The sequence below is a fragment of the Chitinophaga barathri genome, from assembly GCF_003807585.1.
GTDB lineage: Bacteria > Bacteroidota > Bacteroidia > Chitinophagales > Chitinophagaceae > Chitinophaga > Chitinophaga barathri.
In genome coordinates, this window is record NZ_RMBX01000005.1 from 153,990 (window position 1) to 173,603 (window position 19,614).

The window sequence follows — 19,614 nt, forward strand, 5'->3', positions numbered from 1 at the left end:
AATGGCATGTTTTAAGTTTAAAAGTTAACCGTGCACTCAAATCATATTCCCAATCCCTAAACCCAATTACATGAGAAAAACTCTATTCTTTTTAACCGCATCCCTCTGTTCCGCAAGTGCTCAGGCCCAAAGCCTCAGCGGCGAAACAAACCCCTGCCCGGGTGTTCCTTACGTATACTCAACGGTTATAGGTACATCTTGTCTTGCTCCAACAGTGCAAACAACTCAGTACGTTCAACGCGATGTACTTCAGGCTGAATATTTACCCGGAGGTCAGTTGGTTCGATACAGCATAGCTCTTACTTTTCCGAATGATTATTATGAAAATGGCATAACCATCACATTTAGCGTAAGTTCAAGCGGTTCCAATTGCACTACAGCAAGGCTTAACGTGACGCCTAAGGGCCTCGGAAGGATAACAAATCGCACTTTTCCCACCAGCGTTGCCTGTGATTTCAGAGGTAATAAATCATATATAGTTGAACCAGTGCAGAATGCAGATACCTATACCTGGAGTAATACCGCTGGATGGACTATAACATCATATGGTAACTCAGCAGATATTAACTTTACCAACGGGCAACCGGGAACTGTAAAAGTGATTGCTTCCAATTCAGCCTGCGCAGCATCTGCAAAAGATTATGCATTGCCTGTAACAAGGCCCACGCCGGTAATCTACCCATCTTTCGTTGGAAATATTGCTGTTTGCGAGGGAGTACCTACGACAGCTACTGTTGCTGCATCCGCAAATGGCATAAGAGGATACGAGTGGTATAGTATCCCCGCAAATCAAGTTTATATTAACGGAGCAAGTTATAGCAGCCCTAATGCCCCCCTGTTTACATCAACAAATTCTGTTACGCTTACCAAGGGGATAGGTAATGGACATGTTGACCTGTTTGCTAGAATCGCATTTGAAGGATGTGGCAGCGGGCCATATCAGTGGAAGGGCATCGGTACTGGCATTCCGCAAATAACAGGTTGGTCTACCAGTCAACAAACAAATATACCCGGCTGGGCACAATCCACTTGCCCGGGAACTTACATCACCCTCCATCCCATTCTAAATGTACCTGGTGATATTGCGCTGGAACATCAATGGGAACACTGGGGAGATATAAATCTGATGAGCACAACTAACGGCCCTGCGCTGAGCGTAATATCTGGTTCAACGACGAGTAGCTATGGTTATGCCAAATATCGGGTCAGAACAGCTTGCGGATGGAGCAACTGGCAGGAATTCTCTATTACTACAAGAGATTGTGCAGGAGGAGAAGATCCCGAGAGAGCAACTACGATAATGGCTAAAAAAAGTGATTCACAACAGCAAAAAGGATCGGATTTGAAGTTTACCATCAGTCCGAATCCCACCAAAGGTCTTGTGAATATAAAAATGGAAAAGGGACTGGCTGCCGGCAAGGTACTAGTCAGCGTTACTGATATGAATCAAAAAGTAGTATATAATTCTGTATTCTCCGCAGGTATTTTCAATATACAGTTGGACAATCTCCGGGCTGGCGTTTATTTTATAAAGTTACAACAGGGTAATAAAGTGCAAATCGAGAAACTGGTCATTGTGAAGTAACTTCCTTTCAGCAGAGAAACTCATAAACAAAGGCTTCCAGAATAATTGGAAGCCTTTGCATTTTATAGACAGCATAATCCCGACTAAAGCTTGCATACCCGAATTACCTTTGTAAACAACCAGCATTATCCCCATAAAATTGCCGGAATGCTGCACCCAAGTTCAAAAAAACTTAAATTTAGTGACCCATAAGCAGATACTTCTATATGCTCGAGAATTTTATACAATACCTTGCGCTGATCCTTATCATCCTGTTCCTGGTGATGCTGGCCCGGAAACTGAAGATCGCCTATCCCATTGTGCTCGTGCTGGGCGGGCTGGCGCTTTGTGCCATTCCCGGCATACCGGTGGTGAGCGTCAATCCTGAGCTGATATTTGTGATCTTTCTGCCGCCGCTGCTGTATGAAGCAGCCTGGTATACCTCCTGGAAAGATCTCTGGAAATGGCGCAGGGTGGTCACCAGCTTCGCTTTCCTGATCGTGATCGTCACCTCATTTGTAGTAGCGCTGGTATCCAGTTCGCTGATACCGGGCTTTACGCTGGCGCTGGGTTTCCTGCTGGGCGGCATCGTAAGCCCGCCGGACGCAGTGTCCGCCACATCGGTACTGAAATATGTAAAAGTGCCCAAACGCCTTTCCGCCATCGTGGAAGGTGAAAGCCTGCTAAATGACGCCTCCAGTTTGATCGTGTTCCGCTTTGCACTGGTGGCCGTGGACACCGGGCGTTTTGTATTCCAGGAAGCGGCCTTCAGTTTTGTGATCGTGATCGCCATGGGCATCCTGACGGGCGTACTGATCGGCATGGTGTATTACGCCATTCACCGCTGGCTGCCTACCACGCCGGACATGGATACCGTACTGACGTTTACCGCGCCGTACGTCATGTACATTGTGGCGGAAGCGTTTCATTTCTCGGGTGTGCTGGCGGTGGTGAGCGGGGGATTGTACCTCTCCGCGCGCAGCCATCTGATACTCAGTACCGCCAGCCGGCTTAGGGGGAGCAATGTGTGGGCCACCATAGGATTTGTGCTGAACGGGATCGTATTTATGCTCATAGGTCTTGAGCTGCCCGTGATCGTCAACGGCCTGGGTGATGTAAGCCTGGGCAAAGCCATTGGTTACGGCGTGCTGATCACCATCGTGCTGATCATCACAAGACTGCTCAGCACCTTTGGCGCCTCAGCATTCACGGTTTTTATCAGCCGGTTCATTACCACGGCGGACAGCCGCCCTGGCTGGAAAGGCCCGCTGCTGTTAGGCTGGGCAGGCATGCGTGGGGTGGTATCCCTTGCGGCCGCACTTTCCATCCCGCTTACGCTCCAGTCCGGGGCGCCGTGGCCACAGCGCAACCTGATACTTTTCATCACTTTCACCGTGATATTGCTCACCCTCGTTGTACAGGGCCTAACACTTCCATTGCTCATCAAATGGGTGAAGATGGATGACCCCGATTATGAAAAAAGCATAGAAGAACAGGATAAAGACCTCCGCTTGCAGCTTTCCGATCTCAGCGTCCGTTACCTGGACGAACATCATGCGGACATGCTTGGCAACAGCAAACCGCTTCAGAACCTGAAGAACCGGTTTGAAACAGACCGTATAGAGCAGGACGAACACACCCTGGAGGACCTGGAACATTACAGGGAAGTATATATGAACCTGCTCACTCATCAGCGGGAATCACTGCATCATATCAATAAACAGCAGAGCGTAAATGAAGAATTGGTGCGCAAGTACCTGACCCTGCTGGACCTGGAGGAAGAGAAACTGCGGATGCGGTTTGAAGCAGGAGAATGATTATTCCATTTATACACAGGCATAAGAAAATCCCCGGGCACTCCATTGCGACCCGGGGATTTTTTTAAGGCAGTCAGTAATTCCTCCGGATAACAATATCAAACGCAATAGGCCTTAATGGGTCAATTTTGTACTATCCGGTAAAGTATCTACCTTTGCCCTTATGTCAGGCAGGCCAAAAATATTTGACGAAGATGATGTGATCCGGAAAGCAACCACCGTTTTCTGGACCAAGGGGTATGAGCCTGCCTCCACCGAAGAGCTACTGGAAGCGATGGGCATTGGCAAAGGCAGCTTTTATCTTGCTTTTAAAGGCGGGAAAAAAGAACTGTTTGAAAGAGTGCTGGAACAGTTCAGCAAAGAACAACTGATCAAATTCCGGAAAAAGCTGGATGACAGCGATGACCAGGTGGAGACTTTAAAAGACCTTTTCCGCGACATCGCCACCGGTACCCGGCATGCCCACCAGAAAGGCTGCATCTTCGGGAATACGCTCGCGGAGCTTTCCAACTCCGACGTGATCCTGAGAGACAAAGCCGTGAACCTGCTCCACCGCCTGGAAACGCTTTTCCTGGATGTGATCCGCAAAGCCCAGGCCAGCGGCCGCCTGAAAAACAGGGAAAACCCGGAGCTGATCGCACAGAATCTCATCACCATCTGGAACGGGCTGGGCATCACCCGCAGGATGTACCCGGACAATAACGTACTGCGCGGCATCGTAGAAATGCAGTTACAATTCCTCCGGTAATATTTTTTTATACAATACTTTACCAATCAGTACAATATTACACTTATGCAAAAAGAAGAGATACACGACACCGCCGCCACAGCGCCAGCCATGGAAGGGACACAGACATACACCAGGCTGGACGAGGCTTCGCAGGCGCCGGCCTACAAGCTGCAACCCGCCGTGATGTTCATGTTCGCCATCGCCTGCGGACTCAGCGTTGCCAACGTTTATTACGCCCAGCCCCTGCTGGATGCCATGGCGCTGGATTTCGGAATCAGTCATGCTTCCGTGGGCATTGTGATCACCGTTTCGCAGATAGGCAGTGCGCTGGCTTTGCTGTTCGTAGTGCCGCTGGGCGATATGCTGAACAGGCGGACGCTGCTGCTCACGCAGCTCACCGTACTCGTGATGGCATTGATCGTGGTGGGATTTGCGCCCACAAAAGGCGCATTGTTGCCGGGCATGGTGGCATTGGGCCTGATGGCCACTGCCATGACGCAGGGGCTGATCGCCTTTGCGGCCACTCTCGCGTCTGCGGAACAACGCGGGCGGGCAGTGGGCATTACGCAGAGTGGTGTAGTGATCGGCTTGCTGCTGGCGCGCACGATGGCTGGCGCCATGGCGGACCTTGCCGGCTGGCGCTCCGTGTACCTTCTTTCCGCTACCTTGCTGGTCGGTATGTTTTTCTTTTTGTACCGCGTTTTACCACGTCACTCCACTTCTTCGGGCAACATCACTTATCCTCAGCTGCTGCGCTCCATGTTTAAATTGTTTGCTGAAGAACCCGTGCTGCGCAACCGCGGCATCATCACGATGTTTATGTTCGCGGCCTTTAATACTTTCTGGACCTCGCTGGTACTGCCGCTCAGCTCCGCACCACATTTTCTTTCGCATACCGCCATCGGCGCCTTTGGCCTGCTGGGCGCGGTGGGAGCATTGGGCGCCGCGAAGGCGGGTAAGCTGGCGGACCGTGGCCGGGGCCAGTGGGCGAGCGGTGTAGCGCTTTCATTATTATTGCTGTCCTGGTTGCCGCTGGGTTTTACACAATATTCCCTGTGGGCATTAGTAGCGGGCATTATTCTTTTTGACATGGCGGCGCAGGCCATTCACGTTACGAACCAGGTCATGATCTTCAAAGCCCGGCCCGATGCAGCCAGCAGGCTGGTGGGCTGTTATATGATCTTTTATTCCATCGGCAGCGGCGCGGGCGCTTTCCTTTCCACGCAGGCTTATGCCGCGGGAGGCTGGCAAGGCGTATCGATACTCGGCGCTTCATTCAGTGCAGCGGGTTTGCTTTTCTGGCTGATCACCCTGAAGAAGTCCCGGCATTTCTGAAAGCGTGTTTTTTGCGCTGTCTTTCCCCTTATTACAGCGTGTGTTCAGGGCTTTATACGTGGAAAACGTAAATCCCTGAACCTGCAAGACAGGCCATAAGCGTAAATTTTACCCACACCGATATCAAAATAATTGCTGGAAAATGAAGCACGGGGTATTATATTCGTTGAGCTGCGCATAACCCATTGCCGCTAATACGATCCACGTGAAAAGGACAGCTATCATAATATATATACTCCTCCAATACTTTTGCACCAAAGGGCAGAACCAGACCGCGCTGCCCCAGATCATCAATTATCACAGCTACGAATACAAAGCCGGCGTGCAGAACTGGTCCATAGACCAGGACGAAAACGGCCTCCTGTACTTCGGCAACAGCGAAGGCCTGCTCAGCTTCGATGGAAAATTCTGGCGGCGTTACCAGCTCCCGCATCAAACCATCGTGCGCTCCCTGAAAGCCAGTAAAGACGGCAGGATATACGTGGGCGGGCAGGACCAGATCGGTTATTTTTCGCCGGACCGCCAGGGCAGGCTGCAATATCATTCCCTCAACCAGCTGGTGCCCGCGCAGGACAGGAACTTCTCCGACATCTGGAACATTTCGCTGTACAACGACGAGATATTTTTCCAGTCCAAAAACAAAATATTCCAGCTCAAAGACGGCACCATCAAAGTATACCTGCCTGAGAAAAAATGGGCCTTCATGGGCCGCGGCGGCAGCCGGCTGTATGCGCAGGAACATGGCAAAGGCCTCGTGATGTACGACAACGGCACCTGGAAACCTGCCTGCGATAACCCCGTGCTGGCGGAAAGCGCGGTGACCGGCATTCTTGATTACAGCAAAGACACCCTGCTGGTCATGACGCTCAAAAAAGGCCTCTTCCTCCTGCATCAGAACACCCTCATACCCAAACAAACCAATATCGACCACATCCTCACCAGGGACCGCCTGTATTGCTCCGCGAAGGTGAACGACAACTGGTATGCGCTGGGCACCAATTCAGCCGGTATTTTTATTGTCGATAAAGAAGGCCGGCAGATACAAACATATTCTTACCGCGAAGGCCTTCAGAAAAACAATATCCGCAGCCTGCTGCTGGACCGCAATAAAAATCTCTGGACCGGGCTGGACGATGGCATCGACCTGATTGCCATCAACAGCGCCATCAAATATATTTACCCGGACAAAACCAAACAGGTGACAGGATATGCCACCCGCATCTTTGACAACAAACTGTATGTGGGCACATCCAACGGGGTGTACGTATCGCCGGTGGACCTGTCGCAAAGCGACCTCAGCCATTCCGGCAGCTCCTTCACCGAAGTAGGCAACACCTCGGGGCAGGTATGGAACCTGGAAGAGGTGAACGACCGCCTGCTGATCGGCCACGAGGACGGATGCCTGATCGTGAACGGGAACACCGCCTCCAGGATCTACGGCGGCGCGGGTTCCTGGCTTTTCAGGCCCACCACGCAGGTATTTCCCGCCGCGCATGTGCTGGCAGGCACCTACACCGGGCTCCGCCACTTCAAAGCGGAGGGCGGCGGTTTTACGGACCTCGGCCAGCTGGACGGCGTGAATGAATCGCTGCGATTCTTTTCGCTGGACGACCGGTCCAACGTGGTATGGGCCGCACACCCGAATCGGGGGATCTACCGCATCGAACTGTCCCCGGACTACACCCGCATTACCGGCAGCCGCCTCTTTGATAAAAAGGACGGGCTGCCCGCGAATAACGGCAACTACCTGTACCGCATCAAAAACAGGCTGGTAGTGACCACCCTCAGCGGCGTATACGAATTTAATCCCGCCACCGCCCGCTTTGAGCCCTCCAAAACACTCTACCCGGTATTCAACGACCTCAGCATCCAGTACCTGCATGAAGACCGCGAAGGCAATATCTGGTTCATCACGAACAAAAAGGTGGGCGTAGTGGACTATCACAAACCTTCCGGCGGGAAAAACCACAGCATCGTCCACTTTCCCGAGCTGAGCGGGATGGCGCTGGGCGGTTATGAATCCATCTATTCCTGGAACAGCGAGAATATTTTTATAGCGGGCAACAAAGGGATCATTCATGTGAACTATAAAAAATACGGCACGCAGAACACCCGGCCGGACGTGCACCTCAGCCAGGTGAAAGTAACCGGGGAAAAAGACAGCCTGCTGTATGGCGGATACCCTGTGAAACAAACCGATCTCCGGCTTGGCAGTAAATACAGTTCCCTCCACTTCGAATATTCCTCCACCATGTTCGAACAGTTGCAGAACATCGAATTCAGTTACCAGCTGGAAGGGTTCGACCGGGCATGGAGCGCCTGGAGCACCAAAAGCGAAAAAGATTATACCAATCTCCCTCCCGGCACCTACACCTTTGCCGTAAAGGCGCGCAACAACCTGGGCAATGAATCGCCCGCCGCGCGTTACAGCTTTGAGGTGACGCGGCCCTGGTACAGCAGTTACTGGCTCTACAGCCTGTATGTATGCCTCCTGGCCGGCCTCATTTACCTCGTGCTGCGGTGGCAGCAGCAGAAACACCGGAAGGAACAGGCCCACCTGAACTATCTCCACCAGCTGGAGCTGGACAGGAACGAGAAGGAGATCGTCAAGCTGAAGAATGAAAAACTGGAGACGGACATCAGCTTCAAGAACAGTGAACTGCTCACCATGACCATCAACCTGGTGCAAAGGGGCGAAGTGCTCACCCGGATCCGGGAGATCATTTCCTCCCTGATCAAAAAAGATACGGACGGGGAAAGCACCCCTGCTTTCCGGAACCTGTTGAAACTGATCCGCGAGGTGGAAAAAAGCAATGAGGACTGGGACCAATTCGCCATTCATTTCAACAACGTCAATTTCGATTTCTTTAATAACCTCAAACAGGCATACCCGGACCTCACACCAAATGACCTGAAACTTTGCGCTTACCTGCGGATGAACCTCTCCTCAAAGGAAATTGCGCAGCTGCTGAACATCACTTTGAAGGCGGTGGAGATAGCCCGTTACCGCCTCCGGAAAAAACTCCAGCTGTCCCCGGACACCAATCTGACGGACTTCCTGACCGGCCTGACCAAAATCCCGATAAATAATTAACCAACTTATTATCAATTAGTTAAACTCACGCTGTAGGGGTATTGTAGTGCCTGAAAACGGAGGCGCCCCAATTTTTTTTTAATTGTAGGGTTTGTGTAGTGGCATTGATGCAAACGTTTGCCAAAACCAGACCCTATTTTTATTCCGCCGGTTATAGCCAGTTAACCTGCCTTGTCTATTCATTACATATTCCACAGACTTCAATCAAAAAATTGGTCCACGTAAAATTCCTAAACGCTAAAAAAGCTAACACTAATTCCATGAGTAAAAACATGACAAAGCAGCGGGTCAGGCTGTTGATGATTTCATTTCTCTTATTAGCAGCTCACTTGATCCCTCGAAATGCTTATGCCCAGAATTTCCCCGTTTCCGGTATCGTAAAAGATGAAAAAGGGGAAGCCCTGCCCGGGGTAGTGGTTCGTGTAAAAGAATCCGCTACGGGTACCACCACGATAGAGGGTGGAAAATACACTGTCAACGCGGGGAGCGGCACCGCTACCCTGATCTTCTCCTTTATCGGTTATACCACGCAGGAAGTGGCCGTGGGGGGAAGAAACACCATCAATGTAACCCTTACCGCCACCGAACGGTCACTGGAACAGGTGGTAGTAGTGGGGTATGGCGCCATCCGTAAAAGTGACATCACCGGCTCCATTTCCTCCGTTTCTTCGAAAGACATCAGGGCCGTACCGGCCGCTTCGCTCTCCCAGGCGCTTGAAGGCCGTGCAGCCGGCGTAAAAGTAACCCAGAGCTCCAACGCACCCGGCGGCGGCATGACCATCCGCATCCGTGGCGGCAACTCCATCCAGGGAGGCAACGAACCATTGTATGTGGTGGACGGCTACCCGCTTTACAACGAAAACGGCCCATCCATCAACCCGAATGACATCGAAAGCATGGAGATCCTCAAAGACGCGTCCGCAACCGCCATTTACGGTTCCCGCGGCGCAAACGGCGTTATCATTATTACCACGAAAAGAGGCCGCGCAGGCCGCAACAACATACAGTTCGAAAGTTACTACGGCGTGCAAAGGGTTCGTAAAAAACTGGATATGCTCGACGCTACCCAGCTCGCCACACTTGTAAACGAAGGTATTGCTACAGTAAACAGGGACAACCTGAACACCCCGGGTTATGTACCCAAAGCCCCCGCTTTCACAGACGCGCAGATCGCCGCGCTCGGGAAAGGCACAGACTGGCAGGACGCCATTTTCCGCGATGCCCCCATCCAGAACTACCAGCTCACCTTCACCGGCGGCTCTGAAAAAACCCAGTACGCCATTTCCGGCAACTACTTCGGCCAGGAAGGTATCGTGATCAACTCCGGTTATGGCCGCGGTTCCGTACGCATGAACCTGGACCAGGAAGTGAACAGCAGGCTGAAACTCAGCACCAGCTTCACCGTGAGCCGCAGCAAAAGCCGCTCCGTGAATACAGACGGTGATGGCGGCGGCGGCGCGGGCGTGGTATACGGCGCGCTGAACTTCTCTCCCACCGTACCCATTTACGCACCGGACGGCACCTATACGCTGACCAACCGCCCCGGCGGCATCATCATCAGCAACCCGGTGGCCATGGCCATGGAATCGCAGGACAATACCACCCTCACCCGTATGCTCGGCAACATCTCCGGCGAGTATAAGATCATAGAAGGGCTGTATTTCAAAACCCTTTTCGGCGCCAACCTGAACTATAACAAAAACAACTTTTACATCCCCAGGACAGTATACGCAGGCCTGGCCGCAAACGGCAGGGCTTCCATCTATACCTCCCAGTACGGCGAATGGCTGAACGAAAATACCCTCAGCTACCGCACGACCATCAACAAGATCCACAAGCTGAACGTACTGGCCGGTTATACCTACCAGGCAGCCAACTTTGAAGACGTGCGCGCGAACGCCCAGAACTTTGCCAACGACATTCTTGGTTACAACAACCTCGGCACCGCACAGCAAACCAATACCGGCACTTCCAACAAAACGGACTGGACCTTACGTTCCTACATCGGCAGGATCAATTATGACCTCCGTGAAAAATACCTGCTCACCCTTACCGGCCGTATAGACGGATCTTCCCGCTTCGGTACCGGTAATAAAAGCGCGTTTTTCCCCAGCGGTTCCGTGGCCTGGCGCCTTTCCAACGAAAACTTCCTGCGCTCGGTTAAAAACCTCAGCGACCTGAAAGTACGCGCCAGCTACGGCCTCACCGGCAACCAGGAAATTGGCCAGTACCAGTCGCTCGGCGCCCTCAGCACCCAGAGCTACAGCTTCGGCAACGTATTGTCCGTAGGTTATGCGCCCAACCGCATCGGCAACCCCAAACTGAAATGGGAAACCACCGCGCAGCTGGACTTTGGCGTGGACCTCGGCCTGTTCAACAACCGCATACAGGTAACGGCGGACTGGTACCAGAAAAGGACCAAGGACCTGCTGTACAACGTAGCGCTGCCCATCACTTCCGGTTACGCCACTTCCCTGCAGAACATCGGTAAAGTGATGAACGAAGGCCTGGAGTTCTCCCTGAACACCGTGAACTTCGACGGCGAATTCCAGTGGACCAGCAATTTCAACATCGCCTATAACCGCAATGAGATCCTGGACCTCGGTGACGTGACCGGTGACGTGCCTTCCGGCCAGGCCAGCGGCCACTTACAGCTTGGCAATTCCGGTATCCTGCGCGTAGGCCAGCCCATCGGCGTATTCTTCGGCCTGGTAACGGACGGTATTTTCCAGAATGCGGACGAGATCGCAAAATCATCCCAGAAATCCGCCAAAGTGGGCGAACGCAGGTATGTGGACCAGAATAAGGACGGCGCCATCAACTCCACGGACCGTGTGATCCTGGGTCATGCACAGCCTGATTATACCTTTGGCTTTACCAACAACTTCTCTTATAAAGGATTTGACCTGAGCGTGTTTTTCCAGGGCGTACAGGGCAACAGCATCTTCAACCTGAACCGTTTTGAGCTGGAATCCATGACGGGCGTAAGCAACCAGGGTGCAGCCGTACTGGACCGCTGGAGCGCTAGCAATCCCAGCCAGACCATTCCCCGCGCGAGTGCAAACGGCCAGCCTTACCAGGTAACCAGCCGCCAGGTGGAAGACGGTTCTTATATCCGCCTTCGCAATATCCAGCTGGCGTACAATTTCCCTTCCAGCTGGCTGAAACGCGCCGGCATCACAAACGCCAAACTGTATGTAAGCGGGCAGAACCTGCTCACCTTCACGGACTATTCCGGTTACGATCCGGAAGTGAGCCGTTTCGGGCAGGACAACCTCAGCCAGGGCACAGATTACGGCAGCTATCCCGCTACCAAAATTTTCCTGGTTGGTCTTAACATCAGTTTATAATTGAATGAATCCTTTAAAAAAGAAGCAATGAAACGAATACTTTATATAATCGGAATGGCAGCGATCGGAATATCTTCCTGTGGTAAACTGGAAGAAAGCCCGCAGGCTTTTATTTCCCCTGAGAACTTCTATAAAACCCGCAGCGACGCCATTGCTGCGGTTACCGCCGCTTATGCCCCCGTGCGCAACAACGGTTTCGTAACACGCAATTATGCCATCCTCGGTGAAGTCACTACAGACAATATGTTCCCGCTGCCGAACAACAACGACCGCGTGCAGCTGGACAACTACGTGCATACCCCGCAGAACGGCATCCTGCGCGAAACCTGGACGACCTTTTACCAGGGCATTTCCTACTCTAACTTCGTGATAGACAAAGTGCCGAACATCGACATGGACGGTACCCTGAGAGACAGGCTGGTGGCGGAAGGTAAGTTCCTGCGCGCATTTTATTACTATCACCTGGTGCGCCTCTTCGGCGATCTGCCGCTGATCACCACCGCGCTGGCATCCCTGGATAAACTGACGTACCCGAAACGCTCTCCCGCGGCTGACGTGTACGCACAGATCATTGCGGACCTGAAAGACGCGGAAGTTGGTTTGCCGGTTTCATATACCGGTGCGGACCAGGGCAGGGCTACACGCGGCGCAGCAAAAGCTTTCCTGGCCAGCGTTTATCTCACCCAGAAACAATACCAGCTGGCGGCGGATAAAGCGGCCGAAGTAATGCGCCCCGAATACGGTTACGGCCTCTGGGCAAACCTGGCGGACGTTTTCGATATCAAAAACGAATTCGGTAAAGAAGCCATTTTTGACGCGCAGTTCATGAGCGGCCCCGGTGGTCAGGGCGGTAACCTGATCGCGTTTTTCGCGCAGGAAAACAACGCCGTGGGCGGCCGTGGCTTCGGCTCCTTCCAGCCCACCCAGGAACTGTACGACGCCTTTGACCCCACGGACCTCCGCCGCACGGTATGGTTCACCAAAGGCACAGACAACAAATTTTATTGCAACAAATGGATCGATGCGGATGCAAAAACGGAGAACCAGTCGGACAACAACTGGCCGCTGATACGTTATGCCGAAGTGGTGCTCACCTTTGCGGAAGCATATAATGAAGTGAACGTTCCCGTGGATGGCAACCTGGCTTACCAGGCGGTGAACAGCATCCGCGGCCGCGCCAATCTCCCCGCGCTGAGCGGCCTCACCCAGGACCAGCTGCGCCAGGCTATCCTGAAAGAGCGTCGTTTTGAAATGGCCTTTGAGGGCCAGCGCTGGTTCGACCTGGTAAGGACCGGCACACTGGTGAGCACTTTGCTGGCAAAAGGAACCGTAAACATAAAATCTTTCCACGTCTTGTTCCCTGTACCACAATTTGAGATAGACCTGAATCAGAATCTGAAGCCCCAGAATACGGGGTATCCTCAGTGATTGTGAGCTGTGCTTTTTTAGTTGAACGAGGGGCGGGTTGATTTTTCAACCGGCCCTTTTTTTTGTAATCGGGCTACAGAAATATTCGTTATTTTTGCTTTAATGACAATTACATCATATAAAAGGCTTAAAGCTGCGCTTATTCAGCAAAGGCGCAAGGTCACTGCTTCTCCCCGGGCAGCTAGCCGTTTTATTGATGACCTGGGACTGAGAGATATTGTTGTCATTTCTAATCCTCCCGCGAAGAAACCTGTGCATAAAAAAAACACCCCTAAATAGTCATAGCTTTCAAAGATTTATAGCAAATTTTCCTACCATTGTGCCATCGTTGTTTAGCGTATGGCCTCAACTAATTTTATCTATTCTTCGGACCCTGGCTTAATTATTGGCTTTCATGGCTGCTCTCAGGAATTGCGGGATAATGTTGTCATTGGGAAAACGTCTTTACGGCAAAGTAATAACACCTGGGACTGGTTAGGCGATGGCATTTATTTCTGGCAAAATAATTATGATCGGGCATTCCATTATGCTAATAATCCTCCACCTAAAGTTAAAATTAGCACCCCTTCTGTAATCGGTGCAGTATTCAGTTTGGGAAACTGTCTCGATTTTACAGACAAGAAATATATAGACCTCCTCAAATTTTCATACGAAACGCTCGAAAAGACTACAAAGCTTGAAGGAACTGAACTGCCAGCAAATACCAATCCTAAAGAAAATGAAAAATCCAATGACAAAATAATAAGACGCCTGGATTGCGCGGTTATAAAAAACATCCACAAACAGATGGGAATACTAGGTGAACCTCCGTTTGATTCTGTGAGAGGGGTATTCTTTGAAGGCAATGAATTATATAAGGGCGCTGGCTTTTTAGATAAAACACATATACAGATCTGCATTAGAAATCCGAATCTCATTAAGGGCTACTTTATACCGCGTAAAGAAGTCAAATGGCCATAATAACAGTTCGCCCATCATTGTCACCGTTATCCGGTCTTCATTTTTCCGCCACCGCTTGTTCCAGTAATTGCACGATAGTTTTGGGATGTTCGCCAAACTGGTCATTCAGCCAGTCCGGTTTGGCCAGTTTTGTGAGCGCCAGGAACATCGCCAGCCCTTCTTCCTGCGACCATTGGTTACGTTTCCGCCGGAAGCCGTTCACCGCTTCTGCCGGAGGCATATTTCCACCCTGCGGGTGCGTCAGCCAGTATACGGCCACGTATTGCCCGAGGCCTTCCATGGACAGGAAAACATCATCCAGTTCAGTGAGAACGGTTTTGTTCCCGGTAAAGTATTTTTCCTGCCGGGCTTTCAGCATTGCAAGGCCTTTTTTCACCAGCACCCTGGTTTCGTCCGAATCCGACGCTTCATAAAACGTACCCGTTTCAGAAAGGAACAGCCTGGTATAAGCACTGTCTTTCCTGAAATAATCCTGCACAATATCATCGGACAACTGCATATCCCCGAAGCTGTTTTTTCTCTCCACGGAATCCACCATCCGGCCAAAACCAGGGTACTGCCGCGTATGTGCAAATTCATGCAGGAATACCCCGGTCAGCATTTTTTCCAGCGTCAGTTCCCGGCTTTCCACCCCGGCCGCTTTCCAGAAAGAAGGTGCGGCCATCACAAAAAAACTCCTGCCGTCGCCGGTAGCGGCGGCAAAACTCATGAGCCCCACAGGCACCCGCTGGCCGTCCGGCAGGATAAGCGTGTCTTTATGCGGCATTTTCAGCCAGGATATTTTCCGGCCATACAGCGAAGGCCCGACAATGGGTGTACCGGAAGGGGCGGTTTTAGCGGAGCTGGTATATACGTAGGTATCGTCATAAAAGACCATTTCCGGCGGGGTTGCAGGCGGCAGCCTGAAAAGTTGGGTGCAGGCCAGGTCCCAGGCATTAAACCAGCTCCCCAGCCATTGCAGGTCAGGTTCCTGCGCCTTCAGGCAAAGGGGCGCCAGGTGGAGGCAAAGGAGCAATACTAAAGTCGGCTTTTTCATGGCTTAAAAGTTAAGGATTTTTCGGCGGAGCTTTGCCAGTTCCAGCCCACCGAACCTCCCGGAATGGTAAAATTTGTCCGGGTATGGGAGCGCCGCGAGGCACTGAACGTGAGTGCCCTGAAGCCTTACCTCTTGATGGCGTTGAGATACAAGGTTTCCGTAAGGATAAGCCGGCCTTTTTTATATTTTTAAACTATGAAAAAGCAATGGTTACTGGCAGGGATGATGCTACTCACATCCGTCTGCATGGCACAGAAAAAGCCCAACATCGTATTTATCATGGCGGACGATCTCGGTTTGGGAGACCTTGGCTGTTACGGCCAGCAAAAGATCAAAACACCCCATATCGATAAACTGGCAGCGCAGGGCATGAAGTTTAACTCCTTTTACTGCGGCACTTCCGTATGCGCGCCTTCCAGGTCTTCTTTGCTCACGGGCCAGCATACCGGCCACACCTATGTGCGCGGCAACAAAGAGATACAGCCCGAAGGGCAGGAGCCATTGGGCGATTCCGTGCAGACCTTCGCGCAGTTGCTGCAACAGGCGGGGTATACCACAGGCGCTTTCGGCAAATGGGGCCTTGGTATGGTAGGCACCAGCGGTGCGCCCGACCGTAAAGGTTTTGATAAATTCTTCGGATACAACTGCCAGCGCCAGAGCCACCGCTACTACCCCACGCATCTCTGGAACAATGACCAGAAAGTGATGCTGGACGGCAACGACCTGGCCCACAAAGTGACGTACGCCCCCGAGCTCATCCAGCAGCAGGCCCTGGCTTTTATCGATGAAAACAAAGACAAACCTTTTTTCCTCTACATCCCCACCGTATTGCCACATGCCGAACTCGCCGGGCCGGATGATCAGTTCTATAAAATGTATGAAAACGCTTTCGAAGAAAAACCGCACAAAGGCGCGGACTATGGCCCGAATGCCAGCATAGGCGGTTACCAGTCCGTTGAAAAGCCCCGCGCTACATTCGCCGCCATGGTGAGCCGTATGGATGCGCAGGTGGGAGAAGTGGTTGCACGGCTTGAGAAGTACGGCCTGCTGGAAAACACGATCATTATTTTCACCAGCGACAACGGCCCTCACCGCGAAGGTGGCGCCGATCCTGCTTTTTTTAACAGCTCCGCCGGTCTGCGCGGCGTAAAACGCGACCTGTACGAGGGCGGTGTACGCACTTCCTTTATCGTGCAGTGGAAAGGAATAGTCAAAGCCGGCTCTACTTCAAAGTTCATCGGCGCTTTCTGGGACGTGCTGCCCACCCTCACACAGATCACCCAGGCCCCCAGGGCGCGTTATACGGATGGTATTTCTTTCCTGCCCACCCTGCTGGGCAAAGGCGCACAAAAACAGCATGATTATCTTTACTGGGAATTCCATGAGGACGGCGGCCGCCAGGCGGTACGCGCCGGTAAGTGGAAAGCCGTACGCCAGAAGGTAAAAACCGATCCCAACGGCCCCATCGAACTGTACGATCTTGCCAAAGACCCGGAAGAAAAACATAATATCGCCGCCGAAAATCCTTCGATCGTAAAACTGATGGACCAGCGGATGAAAGAATCACATGTGGAATCTCCCATATTCCCGCTGATCGGCGCAGGAAAATAATCACCGCACATCAAGACATAAAAAGGGATGTATCAAGACTGATACACCCTTTCCTGTTATGCTTATAATTGGTCTAGTTTTTCTTCAGTTGCTCCAGGATCTCCAGTTCTGAACTGGTTACTTTCACCACTTTGAAGCCGGTGGCGTTTTCCAGGGTAACGATGTATGTTTTTTCGCCCAGTGCGTCAAACTCCCTGATCAGTTTGATCTGCTCGTCAGGGCATTTTTTAATCAGTTTGTTCACAGCATACTGCGGCAGTTCTATTTCGGAAATGGAGCGGCAGGTGGCCAATACATTACCCTCTGTATCAAAGTAGGTGGTAACTTTCCTTTCAGCCGCTACAGCGGTTACTTTCTTTTCAGACAGGAGGGCGGTGGCGGTATTGTACTTTTTGTTGTTTGCCATTGCGCTTACGGAGATCATTGCGATTGCGAGGATAAAGGTGATCGTTTTCATATTAGTAAGTTTTAAGTGTTTTTGTGTTTTGTGTGTTTGTTTTGTGTTTCTGTGTTTGATAAATCAAAGGTATAAACGGTTTGAAAGAAGGTAAAATGAATAGTTATAGGCGGATGAACGGTAAATAGAAAACGGGAAAGTGTCCGGTTTTGTACAGATCGGACAATGGGGCATTTCAGGCTATAACGCAGTGGGGCAAAGGGTTTCCGGGTTATTTTATCCATCCGGCAACAGGAATACCACCTGAAACAGGGAAAAACCGCACTAGGGCTGACTGGTTTTGGGATTTGAGCGGTTTTTAAAAGCGGACATGTTTTCTCAAAAGCGGACACCCGGAAGGCCTTTTCGCCCCCCGGGTGTCATTATATATAGGGTACAAAAACAGCTATGGTTTGGCTGAAACCGTTGCCAGATCAGACTTTAGCTCCTTTCCCGTCATATTCTTCAGGGTAACGGAGGGTTTAAAAGGAACGTCGAAGTTATTGCCGCTTATCCTCACGGCCTCACAGGCTTCCAGGGAAAATGCGGCTCTGGGCGCGGCTTCCGGCTGGCGGAAGTCATTCGTCCAGGTGATGCGGTTGCCGGTGAATACCAGGTTCTTTGTGCTTTTGGCGGTCAGTACCGGGTAGTCATATATAATGAACCGGTTGTTTTCTATCCTGATGTTCCGGTGGACGGTGAATTTGCTCACCAGTTCATGATTCTCAGGGCTGATGGCGATCACATAGTTCCCTCCGCCCAGGTTATACCCGCAGCCTTCGAAGGTATTGCCGCGGATGGTCACGTCCGTTACCGGCCCGGATTCGAACCAACTGGTTGCATCGTCCGCGATCAGGATGGCGTGCATGCCTGTACGGTAGAAGGTATTGTTTTCGATGAGCACGGGTTTGCGGGTGGTGACCAGCAGGCCCCTGGTGTTCACGGCTTCAAAACGGCAGTTGCGGACCGTGAGGGAAGGCGTCCAGGTAATGTTCTCCAGGCAGTCGCCTTTCTGTAATTGCTCCGGGATGTTTTTGTCCAGGGTTATTTCCATTTCCCTTTCGGAGATCATTTTTGCGGTGCTGACCCTGCCCATACCATACCCTTGCAGCGTGGCGGACCGGAGGAACATCACGCTGTCCTGCGCAAAAAAGGCCGGGAATCCATAAGTTTGATGATGCATAAACCGCAGCCTCAGCACTCTTGGGGACACTTTCTCCGTCACCACGAGATGCGTGCCATGTACATTGATAGGATCGTCGTGCAGGCCTTTAAATTCCGAATCCGTCACTTCAATATGCCCCTTACAGCCGGAGAAATGCATCCCGTCCGCAAACGCGGCTATCGCCCGGCCGCTGCCCGGCGCCGGTTTTACCTGTATGCGGCGGTAATCCAGGTTCTCTGAAAACTGTGAAACGATCCCCAGCCCGTGCATATACCGCATATTGATATTTTCCAGCCGCACGTTTTTGCAATGATTTATAAATGCCCCCACCTGGTCGCGGATGCCGTCCCTTACGGTGAAGATGTTGCCGGGAGAGGCTTTGAAGCCTGAAAAATCGCCGCTGAACTGTACGATGCCCGGAGATACCAGCGTAGCTTTGCTTTTATAAAAAGGCGTCCAGGAGGAATAGGTATTAAGCCCTTTGGCGGTATCGGCAAGTACGGCATGAAAGATACTCATCCCCCACTTTTCCCCGTGCCATTCCAGCCTTCCGTTGATGATGGCAAATCTTGAATCGGGGTGCACCACGGCCGTGACCATATCCGGCTTTATGTCCTGTATGGTCATTTCGGACATGCTGGGCCGCTCGAAGTCCACACTGATGCCGTGCATTGTAATATTTTCGCAGTGATCGAACACCCAGGTGGTCATTTTCCCATGGAAGACAAATTCCGCCCCGTTTCCCTCAATGGTGAGCCCGTTGAAGTTCTCGAAGAACAGGCCGATCGTTTTGGTTTTGACGGGCACTTCTTTTTCGCTGGAAGTGTTCGAGATGAAATATTCTTTCCTGACAGCGCTGTCCGGGTAAAAATCGTAGCGGCCTTTTTCGAAGGACAGCACGGCGCCGGGTTTCCCTTTACAGGCGGCGATGGCACGCTGTACGCCCGTAGTTGCGTCTTTGAATGTGTTCGGGGCAGCGCCGAAGGAGCTGATGCTGATCTTGTCCTGTGCGGTGGCCAGCCCGCTGATGCACAGCAGTGCGGCGATAAATATTTTACTGGTCATTCTTACATGTCGGCGAAGCAGCC

The 19,614-nt window shown here is 51.7% G+C and carries 12 protein-coding genes; 9 read left to right on the forward strand and 3 right to left on the reverse strand.

What is annotated here, in order from left to right:
* Positions 1–70 precede the first annotated feature (70 nt).
* The 8 genes from EG028_RS10600 to EG028_RS10635 all read left to right on the forward strand — a co-directional run bounded on the left by EG028_RS10600 (position 71) and on the right by EG028_RS10635 (position 14,278).
* The gene (locus tag EG028_RS10600; RefSeq protein ID WP_120516544.1) at positions 71–1,585 is read left to right on the forward strand and encodes a T9SS type A sorting domain-containing protein; all 1,515 of its coding nucleotides are present in this window, start codon (positions 71–73) and stop codon (positions 1,583–1,585) included.
* A 206-nt stretch (positions 1,586–1,791) separates the two neighbouring features.
* The gene (locus EG028_RS10605; protein ID WP_120516543.1) at positions 1,792–3,381 is read left to right on the forward strand and encodes a Na+/H+ antiporter; all 1,590 of its coding nucleotides are present in this window, start codon (positions 1,792–1,794) and stop codon (positions 3,379–3,381) included.
* Positions 3,382–3,544: 163 nt separating this feature from the next.
* The gene (locus EG028_RS10610) at positions 3,545–4,129 is read left to right on the forward strand and encodes a TetR/AcrR family transcriptional regulator (RefSeq protein WP_120516542.1); all 585 of its coding nucleotides are present in this window, start codon (positions 3,545–3,547) and stop codon (positions 4,127–4,129) included.
* Between the two features lie 45 nt (positions 4,130–4,174).
* Positions 4,175–5,446: an MFS transporter gene (locus tag EG028_RS10615; RefSeq protein ID WP_120516541.1), complete on the forward strand. Its 1,272-nt coding sequence runs from the start codon at positions 4,175–4,177 to the stop codon at positions 5,444–5,446.
* Positions 5,447–5,651: 205 nt separating this feature from the next.
* Positions 5,652–8,540 carry a triple tyrosine motif-containing protein gene (locus EG028_RS10620; RefSeq protein ID WP_120516540.1) on the forward strand — a complete coding sequence of 963 codons (2,889 nt, stop codon included), beginning with the start codon at positions 5,652–5,654 and terminating at the stop codon, positions 8,538–8,540.
* A 329-nt stretch (positions 8,541–8,869) separates the two neighbouring features.
* Entirely contained in the window at positions 8,870–11,890 is a 3,021-nt protein-coding gene (locus tag EG028_RS10625) for a SusC/RagA family TonB-linked outer membrane protein (protein ID WP_206614436.1), read from the forward strand.
* Between the two features lie 54 nt (positions 11,891–11,944).
* Entirely contained in the window at positions 11,945–13,318 is a 1,374-nt protein-coding gene (locus EG028_RS10630; protein WP_162946451.1) for a RagB/SusD family nutrient uptake outer membrane protein, read from the forward strand.
* A 339-nt stretch (positions 13,319–13,657) separates the two neighbouring features.
* Positions 13,658–14,278, forward strand: a complete 621-nt coding sequence (locus EG028_RS10635; protein WP_120516538.1) for a hypothetical protein — start codon at positions 13,658–13,660, stop codon at positions 14,276–14,278.
* Positions 14,279–14,315: 37 nt separating this feature from the next.
* Here EG028_RS10635 and EG028_RS10640 read toward each other — a convergent pair whose 3' ends face one another.
* Positions 14,316–15,314: a hypothetical protein gene (locus EG028_RS10640; protein WP_120516537.1), complete on the reverse strand. Its 999-nt coding sequence runs from the start codon at positions 15,312–15,314 to the stop codon at positions 14,316–14,318.
* Between the two features lie 195 nt (positions 15,315–15,509).
* Here EG028_RS10640 and EG028_RS10645 point away from each other — a divergent pair, with 195 nt between their 5' ends.
* Complete coding sequence (locus EG028_RS10645; protein WP_120516536.1) at positions 15,510–16,925, forward strand: arylsulfatase; 1,416 nt, start codon at positions 15,510–15,512, stop codon at positions 16,923–16,925.
* Between the two features lie 73 nt (positions 16,926–16,998).
* Here EG028_RS10645 and EG028_RS10650 read toward each other — a convergent pair whose 3' ends face one another.
* Positions 16,999–17,382 (reverse strand): hypothetical protein, encoded by a 384-nt coding sequence (locus EG028_RS10650; protein ID WP_120516535.1) that lies wholly within the window; start codon positions 17,380–17,382, stop codon positions 16,999–17,001.
* A 385-nt stretch (positions 17,383–17,767) separates the two neighbouring features.
* Positions 17,768–19,591, reverse strand: a complete 1,824-nt coding sequence (locus tag EG028_RS10655; protein WP_120516534.1) for a right-handed parallel beta-helix repeat-containing protein — start codon at positions 19,589–19,591, stop codon at positions 17,768–17,770.
* Positions 19,592–19,614 lie beyond the last annotated feature (23 nt).